Source organism: Pseudomonas sp. TE3910 (genome assembly GCF_056279025.1).
Genome location: NZ_JBWBQN010000001.1, coordinates 2,711,243 through 2,735,571 on the forward strand (window position 1 = coordinate 2,711,243; position 24,329 = coordinate 2,735,571).

The window sequence follows — 24,329 nt, forward strand, 5'->3', positions numbered from 1 at the left end:
TAACCGCCTGAATGGTCAATTATAAGCGAATTAAAATAACAGCCTCATACAAACTGCCTTGCACGCTTTGCAGCAACAAGTTCTTTATACTCGATTACCTCATGCACAACCGAGTGTATATGGTGGTTGGTGTCAATAGAGATCCAATCTGAAGACGTTCCCGAAAATTCACCCTGGCTACAACGATAAATCTCATTGTCCCCCCAACTGAACTTTTCTGTAGCCCAGTGACCTGATGCAATAACTAACCTTGCAAGCTCCTGATGCTGAGCACCTTTGAGCCCCTCTGTCAAAGGGTAACCTCTAGCGATGAACATCTCTTCCTGAATTGTATAACGAATTTTTCCGTTCGCATTCGACGGCCCACCTGTCTCTTTAGAATTAGGACCGCGGATGCCATAGTCGCTAAAACCTAGCGACTCAAATCCAGGTTGTACAATCAGAGTTCTCCATGCAGACATCTCTTTCCGAAGAACCAAGCCGGTGCTATTTTGGTCCTTAATCGCCGAAGATATAAAAGCAGGAAGCGAGCAGCCCGCCACTCTAAAATTATTAAATCCAGCTCTTTTCAACAAAGCTATCGCTTTTTCCGACTTAGATACAATGTCAGGAACAGTGTGCTTTTGAGAGGATACGTCTCCAAAGTCGATCATAACCATGACAAGGACCGGATCAAGGTCCAAAGTATCAGTTATCTCGTTCAGACGCTCTAATACAAACTCTTCCTCAGAGAGTTCCTCCACGGTATCTGAATCCATAACAAGGCGTAGAACAAAATCACACGCTGAGGCTAGACGAGCTCCACGAAGCGCATTAACGTATACAGGGTCATCCCATCGAACATAATCGACAACTAGATTTGTTTTAACGCGAAATGACTCCAACTGGTTCCGTAGAAATGGAATTACATGCTCTCCACCCTCTGTTTGAGCATTGGTAGACCACTTTGGCATATCTAAGAAAATCTGACGATCTTTCCAAACAGTGGAGATCTCTGCAGCAATACCGCTCAAGTAGGATTCGATTGGAGGAAACAGCTGACCGCTAAGCTTTTCTAACTTTTCGTCGTTTACTGGTGAAATATCGAACCAAGGTAAAATTTTTTCTGCCGCAAACTTTTTTAGCTCGGCAAGAGCAGTGAGCTCACCAGGTTTAGCTTTCAAAATTGGGACGTAAATAAGGCTCATAACTCACCATTAAAATTATTAGAAAGTAGTTTTCTAACTTCACCACGCCCCAACAAATCAGAAAACAATTGGTAGTTTTCTTTCTCTCGCTGGATTCTGCCTGCGATAATAGCAGGATGTATCTTTAGCTCTCTGGATAACTTATCTATATTTTCCCTACTGGGATCCAAGTAGGCACCAGAGCGCTTCCAAGTTACCCTAGGTATACAAGCTTCTCTCGCTATTCGATTTGCTTCCGACTCTCTTCTATCTTCTGAAGAGGCATCTAAATCATCTAGGAAAGCCTCTTCATTACCAATATGCTTCCATATATGCGCAACTTCGTGAAGCAACGTGAACCAGAAGTTATCTAGTCGGTCGTGCCTAAGCGTCAACCCTATAACGGGAGTTCCGTCTACATCTTTCAACGCGGCACCATCTAACATGGTACCCTTCAGATGAGGTTCAATTATCACTGCTATACCATGTTTCTTAAGAAACTCGATAGCAAGGAGAGGCCCATTCTCAAACCAACTCAACTGGGCCAAATCCTTCAAAAATGAATTCGACAGCTTACTCTGGTCAAATGTACCTAAAAGATGACTACTTTCTCTAGCGCGTTGAATAACCCTGAGAAGCCATACATACAGAGAATATTTCGTCGTCGGTGAGTACGCATCACCCAATGGTGTACGCCTGAATGCAGCCTCGCCGAACTGCCATCCTATAAGGGACACGAACTCCCGAAGCGTTTCCTCAGTAGTTTTGGAAGCCTTCCCTATAGCTCTATCAATCCATCCTCTAGCAACCATCTCTTTCACTGGGAATCGAGACCAGTCAACTTCGTCGGTCGATTTTTTTTCTTGTGCATGGGATAATCCAAGTAAAGTTTCTGCCGAAATCCCCAACCCGACCGAAAGAGCCTTTATCATAGGAACTGTTAGCGGACGTTTGCGACCCAGAACTTCTGAAACTCTACTTCTAGTTCCAAAGTAAGGAATTAGATCTGCTTGCTTTAAATTTCTCTCATGCATCCTAAATAGAATTGCATCGATTGGGTCAGGGGCATCGATCGGATGTTTTTTACTCTCATAATCTTCAATAAGAAGAATCAGAACCTCAAGGCGATTACTTTCTGAAGAACCAGGCTTAGGCATCATTGACATCAACCTATCCACCTCACTCAGATAAGCTCGATGCTGTTCTTCTGTTTTTATGACCTTAGTGTCCATCAATTTCTTCTGCACCTAATAGCGCGGTTATGAGGGCTATTTTTTGAGGAAACACAATTTTCACCTCTAACCAGCACTTTGCTAAATTCACTTCAAAAATAAAAACACCGGCCTTCCGCTCTTTTGCCGAGGGAAATTGGTCAAATAGATCAGATTCCTGCGTCCACACCGCATGGATAATTTCAGCAACCCATGCGCTGACCCACGTGTCAATTTCTGGTCCACGCCCTCTCAGCCTGTCGAGTATGTCCTTACCAACCAGATGCATAATAATGTTCCCAATTTGGGATCAATATAAATCCCTTTCGAACGCGCGTCAATCGCATAAATTCCCAAAACGGGAACACCGCAAGAATCTCCATGGTAGCGTTTTATCATCATCCTCAACAAGCAGCTGAATCTGTGGGGAAATGCCGGTGGATGGCTAGGTAAGCCCGCAGGAAATCTAGCTCGGCCACCATGCGCCGCATCATTACCCTGTGTAGCAACGACAGTCACTGCTGTGTCCCCACGTGTAAGGCCAGAAACGGCGCAGATTGTCACCTGCCGCCCCACTATTGGAGCCTGCCGACCTCGCAAAGCTAGTTGAGCGACTGCTCAGCAAACAGGCGGAAATTGAAAAGTGCGAGCCCACAGGAACGCACTGCTGCCCTATCTGCACACTCTACGAGGACGAAGGAAAGGCCTCTGGTCGCTGGGCATAATCGTTAATGCGGTTAACTGAGCTACGCCCAGAGCAAGAACGCCGACAAGGAATTCCGCCGGCAGAACGCGCGTGGAAGAGAAAACACAAAAAACCTGCTCAGACAGAGAAAACCCTTACAATCCAAGACCGGATTTCCTACACCTGCTTTAGCCCCTCACCGATACCCAAGAGATAAACCCGTGAGTCACTCAGACAGTTCATCAGCGCCACTGGTTGACGTAGTGAAGCTTGCCGCATCGCTCCAGCGGTTCGCGGATGATCGCGACTGGCAGCAGTTCCACTCCCCCAAAAATCTCATACTGGCTCTCACTGGCGAGGTAGGCGAGCTTTGCGAGATTTTCCAATGGATGAGCGATGCGGATTCGATCTCCTCCGCAACAGATCCCGAAATCGGCCAAGCCATCAAGGATGAGCTGGCGGATGTACTGATGTACCTGGTTCGCCTGAGCAGCGTACTCGGCGTTGATCTCAACGAAGCGGTGTCACGGAAACTCGCCTCGAACGGCCAGAAATACCCCGTAGATAAAGCCAAAAGCAACAGCAAAAAGTACGACCGACTCTGACCAACGCGCATCTAAGGACAACCCGTGATCGTTTACGCTGCGACCAAACAGCAATTTCTCAAAGACAACGATAACGATGACATTGAGGAGGTGATCCTCAGGCATTACAAAGAAGCTACCGGCAAGAACGTTGGCACCTCGGAAATCAGGTCGTGGCAAGGATCCCTGACGTACATGGCCAAGGTCCTTAGAGACGAGGGCCTGCCGAGCGATGCAGGCCTGGCCATTGAATTGCACATTCCGCAGTCGTCGAAGCGAATCGACTTTCTACTCACCGGTCGCGACGAAAAACAGGCAAAAAAGGCCGTACTGATCGAGCTGAAGCAATGGAGTAAGGCCAACGCCACAACCAAGGATGCCATCGTCAAAACGGCATTGGGTGGTGGCCTCGTTGAGACCATTCACCCGTCCTATCAGGTATGGTCATACGCCGCGCTGCTGGAGGGCTTCAACGAGGCGGTGTATGACAAAAGCATCGAGATCCGTCCGTGTGCCTACCTTCATAACTACGTCAGCGACGGCATCATCGACTCAGCTCACTACGAGCCCCACATCAGCAAGGCTCCGCTGTTTCTGAAAGGCCCGGAAGAGCTCAGTAAACTCAGAAGCTTTCTGAAAAAGCATATAAGTCATGGCGACAACAAAGAGGTTCTTTACGAGCTGGCCGAAGGAAAAATTCGCCCGTCCAAGGCTCTAGCCGAAGCCCTCGGTGGGTTGATGAAAGGCAAACCCGAGTTCGTATTGATTGACGATCAGAAAGCAATTTTTGAGTCGGCGCTGGCGGCGGCAAGCGAGGCCTCGAACCAAGCCCCCAAGGTGATGATCATTGAAGGCGGACCGGGCACCGGGAAGACCGTTCTGGCTATCAATCTGCTGGTGAGGCTCACCGAATTGAAGCTGATGAGCAAATACGTCTCCAAGAACGCAGCCCCGCGCAAGGTCTACGAGAGCAAACTGGTTGGCACCATCAAGCGCAGCCATTTCTCGAATTTCTTTTCAGGCTCTGGGGCATTCATCGACACTGAGCCCAACACATTCGATGCGCTTATCGTGGACGAAGCTCACCGGCTGAATGAGAAAAGCGGGCTTTATGGAAACCTTGGGGAAAACCAGATCAAGGAGCTGATTGATTCAGCGAAATGCTCAATTTTCTTCATTGATGAAGACCAGCGTGTAACCTTGAGCGATATCGGCAGCAAGCAGGCGATACACGCCTTTGCAAAAGCCAAGGGTGCTGTGGTTGAAGAACATGTGCTTTCTTCGCAGTTTCGCTGCAGCGGTTCTGACGGTTACCTAGCATGGCTGGATGACACGCTAAGCATTCGCTCGACGGCAAATCCGACGCTTGAGACTCAAGAGTACGAGTTTAAGGTGTTCGACTCACCTCAGGCGATGCATGAGGCAATCAACGAGAAAAACCACGGAAACAAAGCTCGCGTGGTCGCGGGCTATTGTTGGCCTTGGTTGAGCAAGAAAGACTCCAACGCTAGTGATATCGTCATCGGTGACTACAAACGCCAATGGAACTTGGATCAGGATGGCAGCCTATGGATCATCGCTGAGAACTCCATCGAGCAGGTTGGCTGCATTCATACCTGCCAAGGTCTAGAAGTCGACTACATCGGGGTGATCATCGGGCCAGACCTAGTCGTACGTGACGGCAAAGTAGTGACATCCCCGGATGAGCGCGACAAGCACGATAAATCGATTCGCGGCTGGAAAAAAATGATGAAAGAGCAACCTGCTCTGGCGAAAAAAGAAACAGACCTGATCATCAAGAATACATACCGAACCCTGATGACACGCGGGATGAAGGGTTGCTACCTGTACTGCACCGACAAAGAGACTGCGCAATACTTCGAGAGTCGGCTTAGCCAACACAGCAATCATTGACGGTATCGTTTGCTAGGAGCCCCTGTACCTGCGAGCGCAGGGGCAACAATCAACAACGCGACCATTTGCTTGATAGATTCGGCCCCGATTCGTTTTTGGGGGCGGAGCTCAAAAAGCACCGTCCATCGGAATCCAGACCACGCAGTGTTCCAACTGGTATTCCAAGCAAGCTCACCAAAAATTATTTACGCGCCAAAACAGATAGATACCGACTAGCTTCAGATTACCCCGGCCCACCAATTCAACAAAAAAGACGCCAAAGGGCGTCTTTTTTTGTGCCTGGAATCCAGTTAAATCAAAGGTTTCAGCGCCATTGGCTTCCGCAGAAGAATTTTGAGCTCTGGTCGTTTTGGTACTCCTGGCTCCCTGGCGCTAATTTTTGGAAAACCCAAACAGCGCCTGAAGTAGCTCTCAAATACGCTAGGGCGGAACAGCCGTCATAAGCAGCTTATGGCTCGCATGGCGACACCTGCGACAAACCGCATAAGTCCAGGCGCGCAGCTTGGCACAACGACTCCATCAGCCTTCAACTGCTTCCAACCGTTGCTTCAGCCGCTCATTCACCAACGCTCCGTGCACCCCAGAATGAATCTCCCGATGGCAACTCGGGCATACAGCCCCCACATAACGTGGGTGATCTAACCCTCCATCCGAGAGCCGGTTTACATGATGCGGCTCTAAGTAGGGCGTGCCGTCCTTTTTCATAAATGGCGCCGGTTTTTCACAGCTTTCGCACGCCCCCTGGGCGCGCATCAATACATAGTGCGCGACCTTTCGGCTTCGCTGGTAGACCTTACGCGGCGCAGATTGGCCCAACTCATCACTACTTGGCTGGCATGCCGCCAACGCAGCCAACCGCGCGGCGGCCAGAGAGTCGGAAAGGTCAGTATCGTCCTCTACTTCAGCCTCCATGATCCCGCTAGGAATACCTACAGGCACTAACCGAAAAACAAGCGCCGCACGATCCTGTCCATCTACATCCGGCTGGATTCGCGTAAACATGTCGGCGCATGAAAACTCGCCCACGTAGGCGTTGCCATTTCCTTTACCGAGGGACTTAAACAAGTGAAGCGCACGACCATCCTTAGCATGCTCAGCAATGGCTCGGTTGCCGCGGGTCAAGGTCATTGCCCCGCGTTGCCCCTCACCGGTGTAAAAGTAAGCGCCCTCCTCCCAATGGTCGGCATACCCGTATTGCTCACCGCTATCACCTGTAAACAAAAAAATCGCTGGGTAGGTAGCAGATGCGGCAATGCCACTCTGTAGGCTTCCGCCGAACGGCCCGTTGATCTCAGTTTTGCGGTCGTATATCGCTCCCGGCGTGAACTGCAACACTGGCTCACCCTCCCCGCGTGGCAACTCAACAACGGTGAAGCCTCGCTTCTCTAGGTAGCTGTTGGTCGGATGCCCACCGGAGAATTCACCTACGGCAATACCGGTAGCTAAGGAGACGATTTTCTTAGCGGGATACAGCTCACCTCCGGCACGAACAGCGTAACGGTGAGCCTGGTTATTTTCCCACCCCAGCCACTCGCGCTTACTTCGGTATTTACTGTCAAACTCCAGTAGAGCTTTGCCAATTCGTTCCTTCGAAACCGATTTTATCGCCACGAGCCATGCCCTTTTTCGTCAAGCGTTGTAGGAAAATTCCTATAGTCGCCGTACTACAAAAGGGTTTCAACACGTAACAGAGCGCAAGGCACAAAGGGGAGCTCTACCGAGCGTTAAATTGCAGGTTTGGGGGGATGCCGTATTTCATTCTTTACACAAAACAGAAAAGGCACTTAACAAACCTAGCAAGTGCCTTTCTTGTACCCGTTAAGACAAGTTTGTCTCAGCTCAGACCTTGAAACGCCCCACCAACACTTCCAGCTCATGACCGAGCCGTGCCAGTTCGATGCTTGACGAGGCGGTCTCTTCACAGGCGCTCGCCGTCTGATCAGAGATGTCGCGCACGTTGATCACACTGCGGTTGATCTCCTCCGCCACAGCGCTTTGTTGTTCCGACGCGGTGGCAATCTGCTGGTTCATCAGTTGGATGGTGGAGACCGTGCGGGTGATGTTCTCCAGCGCGGTGACTGCACGCCGGGTGGATTCCACACTGCTTTCGCTCATCTGCCGGCTGCTGTCCATGCTCACGGCAACCGCTTGGGTACTGCTTTGTACGCCGGCGACCAGGGACTCGATTTCCTCAGTGGATTGCTGGGTGCGCAAGGCCAGGTGGCGGACTTCATCGGCCACGACGGCAAAGCCACGCCCGGCCTCGCCAGCACGGGCGGCTTCGATCGCTGCGTTCAGCGCCAGCAGGTTGGTCTGCTGGGCCACTGCTTTGATCACATCCAGCACACCGCCAATCTTGTCGCTTTGTTCCTTCAGATGGCCCACGGCATCTGCCGAGTGCCCCACTTCCTGGGCAAGGCGCTCGATCTGCTCAATGGCCTCGGCCACGACGCGCTCACCTTCGCTGGCTTGCTGGTCGGCCATGGAGGCCGCTTCAGAGGCTTCTTCGGCGTTGCGTGCAACATCCTGCACGGTCGCGGTCATTTCGTTCATGGCGGTGGCGACATGATCGGTTTCAGCTTTCTGGCTGTTCACACCGGCACTGGTTTGCTCGGTCACTGCTGACAGTTCTTCAGCTGCGCTGGTCGCCCGGATCACACTGGTGCGAATGCCATCGATCAACTCACGCAGGCTGACGGTCATCTGGTCGAGCCGGGACTGCAGTTGGCCCAACTCGTCGCGCCGATTGACGTGCACGTCCTGGCTCAGATCGCCATGAGCAATGCGCTCCACCACCTGGAGGGTATGCTGCAACGGGTTGACGATCTGCCGGGTAATGACCCAGGCCGCCAGGACGCCAAACAGCATAGCCAATACAGTGACAATACTCAGCGTGGCCTTGGCAGACGCTGCATCGCTGTCACGCTTGGCATTTTGCGACTGGATCAGTTGCTGCGTGGTGTTGATGAGCACATCGCCCAACTGCGCCATGTGTTTGAACAAGGACGCGGTATCCGCGTTGGGCTGGCTCAACGCCTGCAGGATCTGCCGGTACTCATCTATCGACTGACGCTGCTGGCGGATCAAGCCCAGGTCGGCGGGCGCTTCGAAATGATGTTCGATACTTTCCAGGTGGGCCGCCAATTTATCCAGAATCTGCTGTAAGGGGCTCAAGCCTTCAGCTTGAAGGTTGCTCCCCATGCGCAGGCGCTGAATACGCAGGTCTTTGGTGTAGTCGCTGACCAGCGCAATCTTCTCGATCTTCTCGCCACGCTCGGTAAGGGTGTTGAGCGCATACCACCCTGTGATAGCCAGTAACAACGTAAGCCCCAACACCAGGCCAAAACCCCAACCCAATTTGGCGCTGACACGGATGTTGCTGATCCAGCCGAACATAAAGACTCCAGGCAGAAATGCAGGTGCACATTGAAAAAGTAGTGACCTGACTATCGGCCAAAGGCTTTGCTGCTTAACCCCGAGAAAACCTTCCAGGGCGGCTATAACCCGCAGGATAGACCGCTCGTCTGAAATTTTTTAAGCGCCACAAGGCATATCAATCCACGCCTGATGCCTTGCAGGCCACGCTGCCCGGGGCTTTTTACGTGCCACCCGCAACGACTCAAGCGGCGCTTACCCAGGAACCGGGAGGCCAGACAGCCGCTTCGATGCTTTGGTCGAATTTCCGTCGAGGCAAAAATCATGTCACGCTCAATGCCAGGTGATGAAACCTTTCACCAACACCCTGCAGCCCTTGAGGCCAGAAACAACAAAGCCCGCTTAGTGCGGGCTTTGTTGTTTGCATAGGTGCTTACCAGCCGGATGGCAACCAACCCAGCGCGCTGGAAATCGCATACAGCATGCTGCACAGGTACAGCACTACCACCATGCACTGCAGCACAGGATGGGCGATCCAGCCGCACTTCCAGGCGGGCTCGATGTCACCGTATTTGCGTGCCGAACGCAGCATCAGGATCGGCATGATCGACAGAATCACACCACTGAATACGCCGGCAAAGTACAACGCACTGACGAAACCCACCATACCGCTATAGGCCAGCAGGAATGGCGGTACGCAAACGATGGCCAATACCATCAGGCGGCTCTTTGGATGGCTCTCGGGGCCCAGCTTCGGGAACTTGTCGAAGATGTTGGTCAGGAAGCTACCGCCCAGGCCCCAGTAGGAGGTCATCATCGCGCACAGGGCAAAGGTGTTGGCGGTGTAGAACGCCCACTGGCCTAACGCCTGCCCCCAGGCCAGGGTCGCAACTTCCGTCTGGTTTTCCAGACCGTTCAGCGAGATGACCGACATTGGCACAATGGCCAGCAGCACGAAGGTGATCACCATGCCGGTAATGACAGCCACCGGCAGGCGCTTGGGCGCATGGCTGAAACCACGGGCCATTTCCGGCACTACGTACTGGGCCGAGAAGCAGAACACGGCAATGTTGAACACCGGAATCATGTAGACCCAGTCGCCTTCGAGCAGGTTGGCGAAGTTCGTGTTCTCATGAACAAGCGTTGCGACGACCAGCACCAGGGTCATCGAGACCATACCGATACTGATGAACTTTTCACCCTTGCCAATGGCTTTCAAGCCCAAGTACAGCACCAGCGCCGCAGGGGCGAAGAACAACAGGCTGCCCAGCGCAGGGCTGATACCGAAGAACTGGCTGAGAATCTTGCCGCTGCCGCTCATGTAGGCGATCAATGCGCCAATACTGTTGACCGCTACCGACAGAAAGATTGCCCAGGCACCGAACGAGCCGACATAGCGTTGAGCCAGGCCGCTGAGCTGGTGATGGCTACGGGTACGCAGCGCCGTTTCCGAGACATACAACATGGAGATGGTGGTGAATATGCCCGCCACGGCCAACCACAGCAGCAGCGGCATGTAGCCGGCCTTGCGACTGGCATAGGCCATGGACAACACACCGGCACCAATGTTGGTACCCACGATCATTGCCACAGCCTCGACGAAGGTCAGCCGTTTGACCTCCAGGCCTGAGGACTCAGTCGCCTCGGCGTGGTCCGCGCCTCGTGCGGCTGCGTTAGGGGATGTACTCATGATCAATCACACTCACTACGTATTTGATACCGGATGCACCTGAATTGGTGCGTCACAGAACCCGCCTTTGTGAGACGACTTCCGTGTCTTGATTTCTAGAGCGGCGCGCAAAATATCACACAAGGTGTTTGAAATAACCCCCACATAAGGCGAAACGCCATGCACAGACACGGCCTGTAACACTTGATATAGAGCGGTTTCATTGAGGGGCAGCTCGTTTCGCCCGACATATGCCGGGCGAAACGAGCGCTGCAGGAGCGAGGGGAAAACTCAGGAGATCAGATCGCTTTTTGCCGATACGACGGATGCGCTGAACCTACAAGCCAGTGCGCAGCAGGGCATGCAATGCCCGGCAATCCGCCGCATGCCAGTCCGTGAGCGCTGGCCAGGGATTGTCCGGCAGGTTGACCAGAATGGTGCGTGTACCTGCCGCGCGACCGCAGTCGAGGTCAAAGCGGTAATCACCCACCATGACCATCTCGTTCGGCGAGACATCCCAGGCCTCGGCCAGCTTGAGCAACCCTCCCGGATGCGGCTTGGGGGGTGCTTCGTCACGGCCCAAAATGCTCTGCACGGGGAAACAGTCCGCCAGGCCAATGGCCTCCAGCGTGACATGCGCCAGCTCACGGGCATTACGGGTGAGGATGCCTAGCTGGCAGTCGCGCGCGACCAATTCACGTACCAGCTCAACCGCCCCCGTCGCCGGGCGCGACGCGATAGCCAGGTCACGCTCATGTTCCAGCAACCAGGCATGCTTGGCGGCGGCTTCCTCTGCTGGAAGGGCCGCCAGATGGGTCAAGATGTCGTCTTCGGCGGGAATGTCCAGCGCTTCGCGGATGGCGGCAAAATCGTGCACGGCGACCGTCAGGGTGCCGTCCATGTCAAACACCCAATGACGAATGTGGTGCAGGTTCATGCCCAGTCCTTGCGATGGCGAATCAGCCCTTCCTGGCACGACGATGCCACCAGTTGCCCAGCCCGGTTGAAGATATTGCCGCGCGAGAAACCACGGGCATTGCCCGCCCAAGGGCTGTCCATCGCGTACAGCAACCAGTCATCGGCGCGCAGGTTGCCGTGAAACCACAAGGCATGATCAAGGCTGGCCAGTTGCATGTCCTTGTGCCAGACCGATTTGCCATGCGGCATCAACGAGGTGGTCAGCAGGCCAAAATCCGACGCATAGGCGAGGATGTATTTGTGCAATGCCGGCGAGTCAGCCAGGTTGCCGTCGGCACGGAACCAGGCGTATTTGATCGGGTCACCTGGCTGCGGGTTGAACGGGTCTTTCTCGGTCACCGGGCGCACTTCGATCGGCTTGGCACAGAGCAGCTTTTCGCGCAGTTGCTCTGGTATGTGCTCGGCCATACGTTCGGCAATTTCCACTTCCGACGGGAGGTTTTCCGGGCCGACCACGTCCGGCATCTGCGCCTGATGCTCGAACCCTTCTTCGTCGTACTGGAATGAAGCGCTGCAGGTAAAGATGGGCTGCCCTTTCTGGATCGCCGTTACCCGCCGGGTGCTGAAACTGCCGCCATCACGCACACGGTCTACCGAGTACACCACCGGCATCGACGCATCGCCTGGGCGCAGAAAGTAACCGTGCAGCGAATGCACATGGCGTGCTTCTTCTACGGTCTGGGTGGCGGCGGAAAGCGACTGGCCGAGTACCTGGCCACCATACAACTGACGAAAGCCGAGGTCTTGGCTACGCCCACGAAACAGGTTTTCCTCGATCGCTTCCAGACTCAGCAGGTCGACCAGATCGTCCAACACGTGGCTCATTCGAGATTCTCCAAAGCAATGCCCAGTGGTCAAATGATACAGGGTTTGTCATTGCTGGCCGTTATGTTCGGTGATTCACCCGCGCAGGGTTGTTTGCCATTGCGTCCGATTGATCCGGTACAGAACATGCGGGCGCAGTGGATGCCCCGGTGGAATTCTCGGGTGCTCGAAGTTGCTGTCAGGGTCAGCCTGCATGCCAATGGCCTGCATGACTTTCTGCGACGGCAGGTTGCTTTCGCTGGTAAATGACACCACCTGCTCCAGCCCCAACTGTGCGAACGCGCAGCGTAGGCAGGTCCAGGCCGCCTCACTGGCAAAGCCTAGCCCCCAGTGACGCCGCGCCAAGCGCCAACCGATTTCCACCGCAGGAGCGAAGCCCGCATTGAAGTTGACGTTGAGCAGGCCGGTCATGCCGATAAACGCACCACTGTCCTTGCGCTCCAGCGCCCACAAACCAAAACCGTATTCCGCAAAATGACCACGCAGGCGCCCAATCAACGCAGCGCTTTCCAGACGCGTCAGTGGCGCCGGGAAGTAGCGCATTACCTGGGGGTCGGCACACATCGCAGCAAACTCGCGCAAGTCGTCATCCTGCCATTGGCGCAACACCAGCCGCGCGCTTTCCAGCTCCAGTATGGGGGTCATGGCCTGTTCCTCTCTCTACCGCTATGCCTGTACAACGCTGGCACCGCAGCCCCCACAACTGGCAAGATCAAGGCTTGATCTCGCCGCGAAGCTGCCATGCCCCTTCCCCTGATTTACCATGACGACTACAGCCCGGACTTTCCCGCCGAGCACCGTTTTCCGATGGACAAGTTCCGTCTGTTGCGCGACCACCTGATCGACAGTGGGCTGACTACCGATCAGGCACTGCTGCGCCCCGAACTGTGCCCAAACGAGATTCTCGCGCTGGCCCATGATCGCGACTACATCGCGCGCTACATGGACGGCGCACTTTCCCGAGAGGACCAGCGCCGCCTTGGCTTGCCGTGGAGCGAAGCACTCGCACGTCGAACCGTACGGGCGGTCGGCGGCTCATTGCTGGCCGCCGAACAGGCACTTAAGCACGGTATCGCCTGCCACCTGGCGGGAGGGACCCATCATGCTCATTATGACCATCCTGCCGGATTCTGCATTTTCAACGACCTGGCCGTGATCAGCCGTTACCTGCTGGAAGCCGGCCGTGTGCATCGCGTCCTGATCTTCGATTGCGATGTTCACCAGGGCGACGGCACCGCACGCATTCTTCACGACACACCGGACGCCATCACCGTTTCACTGCACTGCGAGCAGAATTTCCCGGCGCGCAAGGCCCAGAGTGACTGGGACATTCCGCTACCTCGGGGCATGGGCGATGCCGACTACCTGAGGGTGGTCGAGGACGCACTGAACTACCTGCTGCCCCTCTACCAGCCCGACCTGGTGCTTTACGACGCGGGGGTCGATGTGCACAAGGACGATGCCCTGGGCTACCTGCAACTGACCGACGCAGGGGTTGCCGCCCGCGATGAATGCGTACTGCGCCATTGCCTGGGACGTGATATCCCAGTGGTTGGCCTGATTGGCGGCGGCTACAGCAAGGATCGCCAGGCCCTGGCACGGCGCCACGGCATTCTGCACCACAGCGCACACCGGGTACTTTACCCACAATGACTGTGGAACCGCCTGTGGATAACCTGAGTGAAAGCCAGCCCAGCCCTTGATCGGCGTGGCCTGCAGAATGCCGATCATTTTTTGTACAGTGTTTCCCGGCCCCCGCCTCAGGTAGAATGCCGGCTCTTTTCAATCGCCTGCAGCCCACCATGACTGAGACCTCTCACCCGCACCGCCCACACGTCGCTATCATCGGGGGCGGCCCGGCTGGGCTGATGGCCGCCGAAGTGCTCGGCCAGGCCGGGATTGCAGTCGACCTTTACGACGCCATGCCCTCGGTGGGCCGCAAGTTCCTGCTGGCCGGCGTCGGCGGCATGAACATTACCCATTCAGAACCCTACCCGGCTTTTGTCTCGCGCTACGCCGAGCGTGCCGACGCGATCAAGGCGCTGCTCGACGACTTTGACGCAGACGCCCTGCGCCAGTGGATTCACGGCCTGGGCATCGAGACCTTCATCGGCAGCTCCGGCCGGGTGTTCCCCCGCGACATGAAAGCCGCGCCCCTGCTACGCGCCTGGCTCAAGCGCTTACGCGACAGCGGTGTGGTTATCCACACCCGTCACCGCTGGCTCGGCTGGACGAGCGAAGGCAGCTTACGCATGAGTTACCCACAGGGTGAGCTATCGCTCAAACCGGATGCGGTGTTGCTGGCACTCGGTGGCGGCAGTTGGGCACGGCTCGGATCAGACGGCGCCTGGTTGCCCTGGCTGAAAGCGCAAGGCATCGAAACAGCACCGCTACAGGCGGCCAACAGCGGCTTCGAGGTCGAGGCCTGGAGCGCGCTGTTGAAAGAGAAGTTTGCCGGTGCGCCACTGAAAAACATCGCCATGAGCCTGCCAGGCCAAGCGCCGCGCCTGGGTGAGTGCGTGGTCACTGAACTCGGCCTCGAGGGCAGCCTGGTCTATGCCTTGTCGGCGCAGATCCGCGAGACCATCAACCGCGACGGCCATGCCACGCTGCTACTGGATCTGCTGCCCAACAAGCCTGTGGATAACATTGCCGCCGCACTGGCCAAGCCACGTGGATCGCGCTCAATGGCCAAACACCTTCACAGCCAATTGGGCCTGGACGGGGTCAAGGCCGCCCTGTTGCGCGAGCTGACCGACCAGGCGACCTTTGCCGACCCGCTGCTACTGGCTCGCGCGATCAAAGCGCTGCCGGTCACGCTGGTGCGCCCTCGCCCACTGGACGAAGCCATCAGCAGTGCCGGTGGGGTGACCTTCGAAGCGCTGGACGAACACTTGATGCTGCGCCAGTTACCTGGGGTGTTCTGCGCGGGGGAAATGCTGGACTGGGAAGCGCCCACCGGTGGCTATCTGCTCACCGCCTGCTTTGCCAGTGGGCGTCGGGCCGGGCTGGGTATGCTGGAGTGGTTGAAGCACTCATAAGCCACACGTGTAGCGTCGGCAACGCCGACGCACACGATGACCGAGCGATTACGGCTTGCGCTTGCGCGGGCCGGTGTTGAAGGTCGGCACCTTACGTACAGGCTTGGCCTGTGGTGCGGCTGCCGGCGTTTCACCGCTGTCCAGCCAACGACCAAGGCTGCGCTTGGCACCACCCTCTTTCGGCTTTTTCGGTTTCTTCGGCTTTTTCAGGATCTGCCCACTGGCGTCGGTCACCGGTACCCGGTGCTCTGGCGCGAAATCCGGCTCTTCGTGACGCGGCAGGGTTTTGCGGGTCAGGGTTTCAATGGCCGAGAGCAGTTGCACTTCATCAGCACACACCAGCGAGATCGCTTCACCGGTGTTGCCAGCACGACCGGTGCGGCCAATACGGTGAATGTAGTCTTCTGCCACGATCGGCAGGTCAAAGTTCACCACCAGCGGCAGGTCGTCGATATCCAGGCCACGGGCGGCCACATCGGTCGCCACCAGGATCTGGATTTCGTTGGCCTTGAAGCTGTCCAGTGCCCGCTGGCGTGTCGCCTGTGGACGGTCGCCGTGAATACCGTCGGCATTCACACCTTGACCGCGCAGGCGCTCCACCAGTTGATCGACACCATTGCGGGTCTTGGCAAACACCAGCACCTGCTTCCAGCGCTGCTTGCGCATCAGGTGGATGAACAACTCTGGCTTGCGCTTCTTGTCCACAGGGACAATCCACTGTTTGACCGTGCTTGCGGCAACGTTACGCGGACTGACTTCGATGCTCAGCGGTTCATTGAGCATCTGCCCGCCCAGCAGGCGAATCTCGTCGGAGAAAGTGGCCGAGAACAGCAGGGTCTGGCGACGGTTAGGCAACACGGCATAAATCGCCCGCAGCTCCTCGGAAAAGCCCAGATCAAGCATGCGATCGGCCTCATCCAGCACCAGCGCCTGAAGCTGATTGAACTTCAGTGCATTCTGCCGAAACAGGTCCAACAGGCGCCCAGGCGTTGCAACCAGCAGGTCGACGCCCTTGCGCAGCTTCATCATCTGCGGGTTGATGCTCACCCCGCCGTACACCGCATAGGTGCTGAGCGGCAGGTGTTCGGCATAGTCCTGGATATTGCGGTGAACCTGCTCGGCCAGTTCACGCGTCGGCACCAGCACCAGCGCACGCACCGAGTTGCTGGCAACCTTGGCACCTTCCATCGTCAGGCGCTGCAGCAGCGGCAAGGCAAACCCGGCCGTTTTGCCGGTACCGGTCTGGGCGGCCGCCATCAGGTCGCGCCCGGCCAGCACTGCCGGAATGGCTTGCGCCTGAATCGGCGTCGGCGAGTGGTAGTCGAGGCGCTCAAGCGCGCGCAGCAAAGGTTCAATCAGGCCAAGTTTGGCGAATGTCATGGCAATACCGTCAGGGGAATTCAGCAATGGCGGCAGTTTACCTTGTTCGACGCCCCGGCATGCAGCGCGCCGTTGTCAAAACTGCCACAACGCCCCCCTTTACTTGGAAAATGCTTCCTTGCCCACCTCGACAGCTGGAACGCTTGCGGCACTTGGCTTACGCCACTGTGGAACACCAATCAGCACGACGGCACCAATGATCACCGCCATGGCCAGACACTCCTCGAAGCCAATCTGCTCGCCCGCGAAGACAATGCCCAGCAGCACCGCCACGGCCGGGTTGACGTAGGCGTAGCTGGTGGCCGCTGCCGGGCGCACATGCTTGAGCAAGTACATATACGCGCTAAAGGCCAGGATCGAGCCGAAAAACACCAGGTAGGCCAATGCTCCCCAACCCGCAGCGGTCGGCATCTGCGTCATGCGCTCACCGCTGAGTGCGCTACCCAGCAGCAACACCAGGCCGCCCACCAGCATTTCTGCCGCACTGGCCATCGGCCCCTGAGGCAGTGGCAGGCTTTTGCTCCACACTGAACCAAACGCCCAGGAGGCTGCCGCAAACAGAATCAGGGCCGCACCCAGCGGGCTCGCCTGAAGGTTCGAGCCCAGGTTAAGCAAACCAATACCCAGCAACCCGAGAAGAATCCCTGCCCACTCCAGACGCGTGTTGCGCTGCCCCCACAACAGGCCAAACAACAGTGTGAACAATGGCACGGTCGCAACCGCCAAGGCCGCAACCCCGGAGGCGACCCCGGCATGCTCGGCGACCGTTACGCCTCCGTTACCGCAACTGAGCAGCAATACGCCGATCGCTCCGGCCGCGCGCCATTGCGGCCAGGTCGGTGCGGGCACCCCACGCCAGCGCAGGAACGCATAAAGCAAGGTACCGGCAATCATGAAACGCACCCCCGCCATCAACAACGGCGGCCAGGACTCCACACCGATGCGAATCACCAGGTACGTCGAGCCCCAGACCAGATACAACGCGAGGAAGGCACCGATCAATAACAGTGGAAAGCGACGAGAGGCAGGCATGGCAGGCTCGAAATCGAGTAAGTAAGGGGATTAGTTTAGAAAGCAGCCCAACTAAACTTAAGCTACAAAACCTGTTTATAGTGCCGTAACAGTTTCTAAACAAAGGTTGTTCAGGCCCATAACCTTCTTTTCAAAAGATCTCTCGCACCATGGATAAATACGATCGGATGCTCCTCGCCGCGCTGCTGGAAAATGGCCGCGCGTCCTTCGCTCAGTTGGCCCGCAAGGTTAACCTGTCGGCACCGGCGGTCGCCGAGCGGGTGGCCAAACTGGAAGCCAGCGGAGTAATAACCGGCTATCAAGCCAAGGTCGACATGAGCAAGATAGGCCTGCCTATCCAGTGCGTGATCGAACTGCGCCTGGCCAGCCACGGCAATCAACAGGCCTACGAGGCGCTGACGCAGATCCCTCAGCTCACCGAGTGCCACCGGGTCACGGGCGACCCCTGCGTGATCATGCAGGCGGCTGTCGGCTCGATGCCGGAACTGGAAGACCTGATCAACCGGGTTGCCCAGTTCGGCTTCAGCAAGACCTCGATCATTCTCTCGAGTGCGGTCGAACGGCGCGTGCCCTTGGGGCAGCTGGATAACCCGGCGAAAAAAGCCTAGCGATAGCGCTTGAGCGTTTCGGCGATTTTCGCCGCGGGTACTTTCTGCAAACTGCAGAACAACGGGTGCGAGACTGCACTCACGCCGTGGCGCAAACGCAACTCATCGGCCAGGTGCTGAGCCAGGTTGGCAGCCATCTCGGCGTCGGCCATGGCCCGGTGAGCGGTACCGGTGTCCGGCAAGCCAGCCCAGCGGGTCAGGGTGCCCAGTTTGTGGTTCGGCGCGGCTGGCAGCAGGCGTCGGGACAGCAACATCGAGCAGGCAAAGTGCTGGGTACGCTGACGGTTGATCTGTGCCAGCTCGTAATCCCAGAACTTCTGGTCGAAGGCCGCGTTGTGCGCCAGCAATGGCGTGTCGCCCACAAACTCAGCGACCTCGTTCATGACCTTGGCGACCGGCGGCGCACTGCGCAGCATGGCAGTGGTGATACCGGTCAGCCCGGCGACAAAGGCAGGCACCGCAAGCCCGGCATTCATCAGGCTCTGGTAACGCTCGACAATACGCCCGTCTTCAAGCATGACCACGGCCACCTCGGTGGCGCGGCAACCGGGGCCCGGAGAAATACCGGTGGTTTCAAAGTCGATGACAGCGATACGTTCCACAAGAACCTCTGGTTTGAACTCAATGCTTGAGCAGCAACTCGCCTTCGATGGGCACGTAGCGACTGGCGGCGCGGATCAGTGAATTGGCGGTGAGCCCCGGCACGCCATAAGCGACCGCTTCGACCCCATGACGGCTGATAATGCGTTCAAGCAGCAGGTCGAAGTCACCATCGCCCGAGGCGAGTACCACTTCATCAACCCGTGCGGCAGCATCCATCACATCCAGGGTGATGCCCACATCCCAATCGCCCTTGGCCGAGCCATCGCTGCGCTGGATGTAAGGCTTGAGTTTGACCGTAAAACCGAGGTTGCGCAGGATCTGCTGAAACTGCTGTTGCTTGCTGTCACCACGGTCGATGGCATAGGCAACGGCCTCGACGATCTGCCCGTGTTGGCAGACATCAGCCCAGAACGCGGCATAGTTGAAGTGACAGCCATAGGCCTGGCGCACGGTGTAGTAGAGGTTCTGCACATCGGCGAACACTGCGATTTTCTTCACCGTACTTCCTCATTACGCCCAGGGACCGGCCACCTGTATCAGCCGTTTCGGCGCACAGTATGCCAGCCCCAGGGCGAATGCGGGTACTCGCGGCTCAGACGTAGGAGTCGTCGTCGCTGAAGAAGCCGCCATCGTCGCTGTAGTCGGTGCCCATGAAGCCGCCCTGATCATTGCCATAACCGCTATTGTCGGCAGTCAAGCGCTGCTCATCATTGCTTCCCCAGCCGCTGTCGCTGGCCGGTGCCGGTTCTTCCTTGATCACCTCGGTAACGGTTTCAGGCTGCGAGTGATGATTGAACAGGCTGCTGATGCCTTGTGCGAGCATCACCCCACCGGCAACGCCAGCGGCGGTTTGCAAGGCACCACCCAGGAAACTGCTGGCACCGCCACGGGCTGGCGCAGCAGCAGGCTGTGCATACGCTTGCGGCTGCGGCGCGACACCTGGCGCGTTGAACGAACTGGCCGGAGCCGGCTCGCGCCAACCGCCAGTGCTGGTGGGCGGAGGCGAGACTGGCTGACTGGCAACCGGTTGAGGTTGAGGCTGTCGAGTGCCGCTGCCGAAGATGCCGGACAGAAACCCACCGCTGCTTTGGGTCGTCGCCGCGACTTGGGCCTTCGCCTGGGTGAGTTCAGCTTGCAGCTGCTTGTTCTGTTCGTCGAGGCGCTTGATGGCAGCCTCCTGAACCAGAATTGCCTGAGTCATGTAGTACGGGGCCGCACTCTGCTGTTGCAGGTGCTCGGCGATCCGCGCTTGAGCCTGGGCGTCTCGTGGCGCAGACGTGGCCTCAGCCTGCTTGAGCTTGGCAAACAGGCCATCGATCAGGGCTTGCTCTTCGCTGTTCATGAACAACCTCGTTGGATAACTGGAGAAACAGACTCACTGAAAATAGGGGCCGCGGCCAGTGATTCAATGCACCTGTAGGATGAAACTTTTTTCAGGTCAATGGCCCTCGGGGATGCGATATGGACTAAAGAATCTACTCCACGTTCGCTTCACCGCACGGTATTTCTTTCTGACCAACGGTAGAGACCCCGTAGCTAGGGTATGCTCAGGCATCACCCGGAACCCGCCAAGCCGCGCCGATGATCCGATTACTGCGCAATACCCTGCTGACGCTGTTACTGACCATTGCCCTGCTCTGGACGCTGGCCTCACACCTGAGCTGGCAACCTGCCACCCGCGAAGACCTGCCCGTCAGTTGCACGGCCAGCAGCACGCCGCTGGTGCCTGGTCAGGTACTCAAGGTCATGACCTGGAACGTGCAGTACCTGGCCGGCAAGCGCTACGTCTTCTGGTACGACGAAGGACGCGGCAGCGATACACGGCCCACCGCTGAAGACCTCGCGCATAACCTCGACGAGGTAGCCCGCGTGATTCGTGCCGAACAACCCGATATCGTTCTGCTCCAGGAACTGGACAACAATGCCAAGGCCACGGGCTATCACGATCAACTGGCGTTGTTGCGTGAACGCCTGGTCGACCTCTATCCGTGTGCGGTACAGGCCTACGACTGGAAAGCGGAGTTTGTCCCGGACTGGCATGTTTTCGGCAGTGTTGGCCGCAGCCTGGCAACCCTGAGCCGTTACCCGATCAGCAAGGCTCAACGCCTGCAACTGCCGACAACCGCGAGCAATGCACTGAGTCGCCTGCTCCAGCCCCAGCACGCGGTGCTGGCCAGTTACCTGCCACTGCGTGACGGCGGCCAATTGGCGGTGCTCAACACCCGCCTGGCGCACTATGAAACGCAGAATGATGTTCAGCGCCAACAGGTTCAGGCGCTGGTTAAACAACTTGGCAGCCTGGAACGCCAAGGCGCGGCATGGTTGATTGGAGGGGATTTCAACATGCTGCCACTCGGACAGTACCGGCGCCTCACGCCCCAGCAACGCGGGTTGTACGCGGCTGACAGCGACCTGCACCTGCTCTGGGATACGTACCCCATGATCCCCAGCAATGCCGAGGCCAGCGGTGCAGATCGCGCCCGCTGGCTTACCCATTATCCCAACGACCCCAATGTGAGCGCTCCGGACCGAACCCTCGACTACCTGTTCCACAGCCCCAAGCTCACGCGTGTAAGCGCACAGGTGCTGCAGCAGGACACCCTGGAAATCTCCGACCACCTTCCTGTGAGCGCTCGCCTGCTGCTGCCGGTAGCGCCTTGACTATTTGCGCGGTTTGGCTCGCGCCGTGGCTTCCGCTACCAATGGGTCATCGGGCCAATAGTGCTTGGGGTAACGGCCCTTCAGGTCTTTTTTGACCTCGCTGTATGTGCTGCGCCAGAAGTTGGCCAGATCTTGAGTGACCTGCACAGGTCGACGCGCAGGCGACAGCAGGTGCAGCTTGACCTGTAGGCGGCCCTGAGCAATACGCGGTGTTTCCGCCAGGCCGAACAACTCCTGCAGGCGCACGGCAAGGATCGGTGGATGCTCGCTGTAATCCAGACGAATGCTGGAACCCGACGGCACACTCAGGTGCATCGGAGCCCACTCGTCCAGGCGTTGCGGCAACGGCCAGGGCAACAGGTTGCGGACAATTGAAGAGAGGTCGAGCTGGGCGAAATGGCTCAAGCGCGTGACCTTGCCCAGATAAGGCTGCAACCACTGCTCAAGGCCCGCCAACAATGCCGCATCACTCAGGTCCGGCCATTCACTGTCGCCCCCTGTGGCCAGGTCCAACTGACGCAGCAACGCCACCCGGGCCTGCCATTGGCGCAACTCCGGCGTCCACGGCAGCAACTCCAGCCCCTTGCGCCGAACCAGGTCAAGCAATGCGCGGGCACGGGCGTCATCATCCAGACCGGTCAGCGGCTCGCGCGCCAAAATCAGTTCCCCGACCTTACGCTGGCGCTCGGCACGCAGCACGCCTTCACGCTCATCCCAGTCGAGCACATCGAGGCACTCGACCTGCTCGGCCAGCACCCCATCGAACAGCGCCGGGTCGAACTCGGCCGCCAGGTAGATACGCTCCTCACGCTGGCCCTGACGACTGCCCAGATCAGCAACCACCAACCACGGCGCCTTCATCAGCGCATCGACCTCACCAAACAGGGCCGCTCGCCCATTGGCCAGCCGGTACTCCGCGCCCCCGGCACGGCGCTGCTGTGCAACACGGTCTGGATACGCCAATGCCAGCAACGCGCCAAGCCAGCGAGGATGCTCAGGGTCTGGCACTGCGCTCGATGCTTTTCCTCGCAAGTAGCCACGGTACTGCCGGGCCAATTGCCGCGCGCGCTGAACACCACCCTGCCCACCACGGGAAGCACGGGTCTCACCACTGAGCAGGGTCAAACGGCTATGCAGGTCGGCGCCGGCACCGCGCAGAATGTCGCGCTCCCCCAGCAGGGCCGCAACATCGCAGGCCATCTCGGCCAACCCAAGCGCCTGGCCACGCAATAGCAAATGCGCAATACGTGGATGCGCCGGCAATTCAGCCATTGCCTGGCCATGAGCAGTCAGGCTGAGCAGTTGCCCGGGCTTGAGCGCGCCGAGCCGAAGTAACAGGTCCTGGGCCTGTGCATAGGCCGCCGCTGGGGGTTGATCGAGCCAGCTCAATTGCCCCGGCGTCACACCCCAGCGGGTCAGTTGCAGCGCCAACCCGGCCAGATCGGCCTGGAGTATTTCCGCACTGGCGTATGCCGCCAACTGATCATGTTGCGCTTCGGACCAAAGCCGGTAGCACACGCCAGGTTCAAGACGCCCGGCCCGGCCCGCCCGCTGGGTAGCACTGGCGCGGGAAATTCGCTGGGTGTCCAGACGCGTCATGCCACTGCCAGGGTCGAACCGAGGCACCCGTGCCAACCCTGCATCAATGACCACCCGAACACCGTCGATGGTCAGACTGGTCTCGGCGATGTTGGTGGCCAATACCACCTTGCGCACGCCCGGCGCGGGTGCATCGATGGCTGCACGCTGGGCACTCAGTTCGAGCTCACCGTGTAGCGGGCAGAGCAGGATGTCCTGTCGTCCACCCAACGACGCCTGCAACGAGTCATGCACTCGGCGAATTTCCGCCTGCCCCGGCAGGAACACCAGCAGGCTGCCCGGCTCGTCGGCCAGTGCCTGATGGACCGTATCGACCACGCGCGGCTCGATGAACTCGCCGGGCTGGAACGGCCTGCCCCAACGCACGTCAACCGGGTACATGCGCCCTTCGCTGCTGACCACCGGCGCGTCACCGAGCAACGCCGACAGCCGCTCGCCCTCCAGCGTCGCCGACATCAGCATGATCTTCAGCGGCGGCTCGTCGCGCAGCAGGTCACGCCCATTGAGACTGAGGGCCAAGGCCAGATCCGCATCCAGACTCCGTTCGTGAAACTCGTCGAAGATCAACAAGCCCACGCCATCGAGTGCAGGGTCTTCCTGAAGGCGCCGCGTCAGGATGCCCTCTGTCACAACTTCGATGCGTGTACGCGGGCCGACTTTACTGTCCAGGCGAATGCGATAGCCCACCGTTTCGCCGACCGATTCCCCCAACTCACTGGCCAGTCGCTCCGCTGCGGCACGTGCGGCCAGGCGGCGCGGCTCAAGCATCAGGATCCGCTGCCCGGCCAGCCAAGGCTCGTTCAGCAACGCCAGTGGCACGCGGGTTGTCTTGCCTGCGCCCGGTGGCGCCTCCAGCACCACTTCATGGCGTTGGCCCAGCGCTTGGCGCAGAGCGGGAAGTACGTTGTCGATCGGTAATGAAATCATGGTGGCCCTCAAACAATGGGCCGAGTATAACGGCGAACCTAGGATGCCTTATCATGGTCTGATCAGCAGTT

General features: G+C 57.7%; 21 protein-coding genes. 6 read left to right on the plus strand and 15 right to left on the minus strand.

Annotated elements, in window-relative coordinates:
- Positions 1-44: 44 nt before the first annotated feature.
- The 3 genes from ACZ9H3_RS12350 to ACZ9H3_RS12360 are packed head-to-tail and all read right to left on the minus strand — an operon-like array spanning position 45 to position 2,666.
- The gene (locus tag ACZ9H3_RS12350) at positions 45-1,187 is read right to left on the minus strand and encodes a beta family protein (RefSeq protein ID WP_476220948.1); all 1,143 of its coding nucleotides are present in this window, start codon (positions 1,185-1,187) and stop codon (positions 45-47) included.
- Positions 1,184-2,398 (minus strand): ImmA/IrrE family metallo-endopeptidase, encoded by a 1,215-nt coding sequence (locus ACZ9H3_RS12355; RefSeq protein ID WP_476220950.1) that lies wholly within the window; start codon positions 2,396-2,398, stop codon positions 1,184-1,186. The genes ACZ9H3_RS12350 and ACZ9H3_RS12355 overlap by 4 nt, the downstream gene beginning before the upstream one ends.
- Positions 2,388-2,666: a hypothetical protein gene (locus tag ACZ9H3_RS12360; RefSeq protein ID WP_372822037.1), complete on the minus strand. Its 279-nt coding sequence runs from the start codon at positions 2,664-2,666 to the stop codon at positions 2,388-2,390. Before ACZ9H3_RS12360 ends, ACZ9H3_RS12355 begins: the two co-directional genes overlap by 11 nt.
- A gap of 617 nt (positions 2,667-3,283) precedes the next feature.
- Between ACZ9H3_RS12360 and ACZ9H3_RS12365 the strand changes: the two genes are divergently transcribed.
- On the plus strand, positions 3,284-3,667 hold the full coding sequence (locus ACZ9H3_RS12365) for a nucleotide pyrophosphohydrolase (RefSeq protein ID WP_476220953.1): 384 nt from the start codon (positions 3,284-3,286) through the stop codon (positions 3,665-3,667).
- Between the two features lie 24 nt (positions 3,668-3,691).
- Entirely contained in the window at positions 3,692-5,560 is a 1,869-nt protein-coding gene (locus ACZ9H3_RS12370) for a DNA/RNA helicase domain-containing protein (protein ID WP_476220955.1), read from the plus strand.
- A 519-nt stretch (positions 5,561-6,079) separates the two neighbouring features.
- On the opposite strand, the gene ACZ9H3_RS12375 is transcribed toward ACZ9H3_RS12370, so the two are convergent.
- The 6 genes from ACZ9H3_RS12375 to ACZ9H3_RS12400 form a co-directional block, all read right to left on the minus strand.
- On the minus strand, positions 6,080-7,171 hold the full coding sequence (locus ACZ9H3_RS12375; RefSeq protein WP_476220957.1) for an HNH endonuclease: 1,092 nt from the start codon (positions 7,169-7,171) through the stop codon (positions 6,080-6,082).
- Positions 7,172-7,399: 228 nt separating this feature from the next.
- On the minus strand, positions 7,400-8,956 hold the full coding sequence (locus ACZ9H3_RS12380) for a methyl-accepting chemotaxis protein (RefSeq protein WP_476220959.1): 1,557 nt from the start codon (positions 8,954-8,956) through the stop codon (positions 7,400-7,402).
- Positions 8,957-9,368: 412 nt separating this feature from the next.
- On the minus strand, positions 9,369-10,625 hold the full coding sequence (locus tag ACZ9H3_RS12385; RefSeq protein WP_476220961.1) for an aromatic amino acid transport family protein: 1,257 nt from the start codon (positions 10,623-10,625) through the stop codon (positions 9,369-9,371).
- Between the two features lie 316 nt (positions 10,626-10,941).
- Positions 10,942-11,541, minus strand: a complete 600-nt coding sequence (locus ACZ9H3_RS12390) for an HAD family hydrolase (RefSeq protein WP_065760943.1) — start codon at positions 11,539-11,541, stop codon at positions 10,942-10,944.
- Positions 11,538-12,407, minus strand: a complete 870-nt coding sequence (gene tesB / locus ACZ9H3_RS12395; protein WP_065760942.1) for an acyl-CoA thioesterase II — start codon at positions 12,405-12,407, stop codon at positions 11,538-11,540. The genes ACZ9H3_RS12390 and tesB overlap by 4 nt, the downstream gene beginning before the upstream one ends.
- 75 nt (positions 12,408-12,482) lie before the next feature.
- Positions 12,483-13,052 carry a GNAT family N-acetyltransferase gene (locus ACZ9H3_RS12400; RefSeq protein ID WP_065760941.1) on the minus strand — a complete coding sequence of 190 codons (570 nt, stop codon included), beginning with the start codon at positions 13,050-13,052 and terminating at the stop codon, positions 12,483-12,485.
- A gap of 96 nt (positions 13,053-13,148) precedes the next feature.
- On the opposite strand from ACZ9H3_RS12400, the gene ACZ9H3_RS12405 reads away from it, so the two are divergent.
- Together ACZ9H3_RS12405 and ACZ9H3_RS12410 are read left to right on the plus strand one after the other, a co-directional pair.
- On the plus strand, positions 13,149-14,060 hold the full coding sequence (locus ACZ9H3_RS12405) for a histone deacetylase family protein (protein WP_065760940.1): 912 nt from the start codon (positions 13,149-13,151) through the stop codon (positions 14,058-14,060).
- A gap of 149 nt (positions 14,061-14,209) precedes the next feature.
- Entirely contained in the window at positions 14,210-15,448 is a 1,239-nt protein-coding gene (locus ACZ9H3_RS12410; RefSeq protein WP_476220965.1) for a TIGR03862 family flavoprotein, read from the plus strand.
- A 48-nt stretch (positions 15,449-15,496) separates the two neighbouring features.
- Here the strand turns inward: ACZ9H3_RS12410 and ACZ9H3_RS12415 are convergent, their stop codons facing one another.
- The gene (locus ACZ9H3_RS12415; RefSeq protein ID WP_454240189.1) at positions 15,497-16,828 is read right to left on the minus strand and encodes an RNA helicase RhlE1; all 1,332 of its coding nucleotides are present in this window, start codon (positions 16,826-16,828) and stop codon (positions 15,497-15,499) included.
- A gap of 99 nt (positions 16,829-16,927) precedes the next feature.
- Positions 16,928-17,860: a drug/metabolite exporter YedA gene (gene yedA / locus ACZ9H3_RS12420; RefSeq protein WP_099775879.1), complete on the minus strand. Its 933-nt coding sequence runs from the start codon at positions 17,858-17,860 to the stop codon at positions 16,928-16,930.
- A 149-nt stretch (positions 17,861-18,009) separates the two neighbouring features.
- Here yedA and ACZ9H3_RS12425 point away from each other — a divergent pair, with 149 nt between their 5' ends.
- Positions 18,010-18,468, plus strand: a complete 459-nt coding sequence (locus tag ACZ9H3_RS12425) for an Lrp/AsnC family transcriptional regulator (protein WP_102051680.1) — start codon at positions 18,010-18,012, stop codon at positions 18,466-18,468.
- On the opposite strand, the gene ACZ9H3_RS12430 is transcribed toward ACZ9H3_RS12425, so the two are convergent.
- From ACZ9H3_RS12430 to ACZ9H3_RS12440, 3 genes are all read right to left on the minus strand, one after another.
- The gene (locus ACZ9H3_RS12430; RefSeq protein ID WP_065760937.1) at positions 18,465-19,070 is read right to left on the minus strand and encodes a 3'-5' exonuclease; all 606 of its coding nucleotides are present in this window, start codon (positions 19,068-19,070) and stop codon (positions 18,465-18,467) included. The two genes, ACZ9H3_RS12425 and ACZ9H3_RS12430, sit on opposite strands and share 4 nt — an antisense overlap.
- Positions 19,071-19,089: 19 nt before the next feature.
- Positions 19,090-19,569 (minus strand): LabA-like NYN domain-containing protein, encoded by a 480-nt coding sequence (locus tag ACZ9H3_RS12435; RefSeq protein ID WP_065760936.1) that lies wholly within the window; start codon positions 19,567-19,569, stop codon positions 19,090-19,092.
- A gap of 94 nt (positions 19,570-19,663) precedes the next feature.
- Positions 19,664-20,413: a DUF2076 domain-containing protein gene (locus ACZ9H3_RS12440; protein WP_102051681.1), complete on the minus strand. Its 750-nt coding sequence runs from the start codon at positions 20,411-20,413 to the stop codon at positions 19,664-19,666.
- A gap of 239 nt (positions 20,414-20,652) precedes the next feature.
- On the opposite strand from ACZ9H3_RS12440, the gene ACZ9H3_RS12445 reads away from it, so the two are divergent.
- Entirely contained in the window at positions 20,653-21,732 is a 1,080-nt protein-coding gene (locus tag ACZ9H3_RS12445; protein WP_476220968.1) for an endonuclease/exonuclease/phosphatase family protein, read from the plus strand.
- On the opposite strand, the gene hrpB is transcribed toward ACZ9H3_RS12445, so the two are convergent.
- The gene (gene hrpB, locus ACZ9H3_RS12450) at positions 21,733-24,258 is read right to left on the minus strand and encodes an ATP-dependent helicase HrpB (RefSeq protein WP_476220970.1); all 2,526 of its coding nucleotides are present in this window, start codon (positions 24,256-24,258) and stop codon (positions 21,733-21,735) included.
- Positions 24,259-24,329 lie beyond the last annotated feature (71 nt).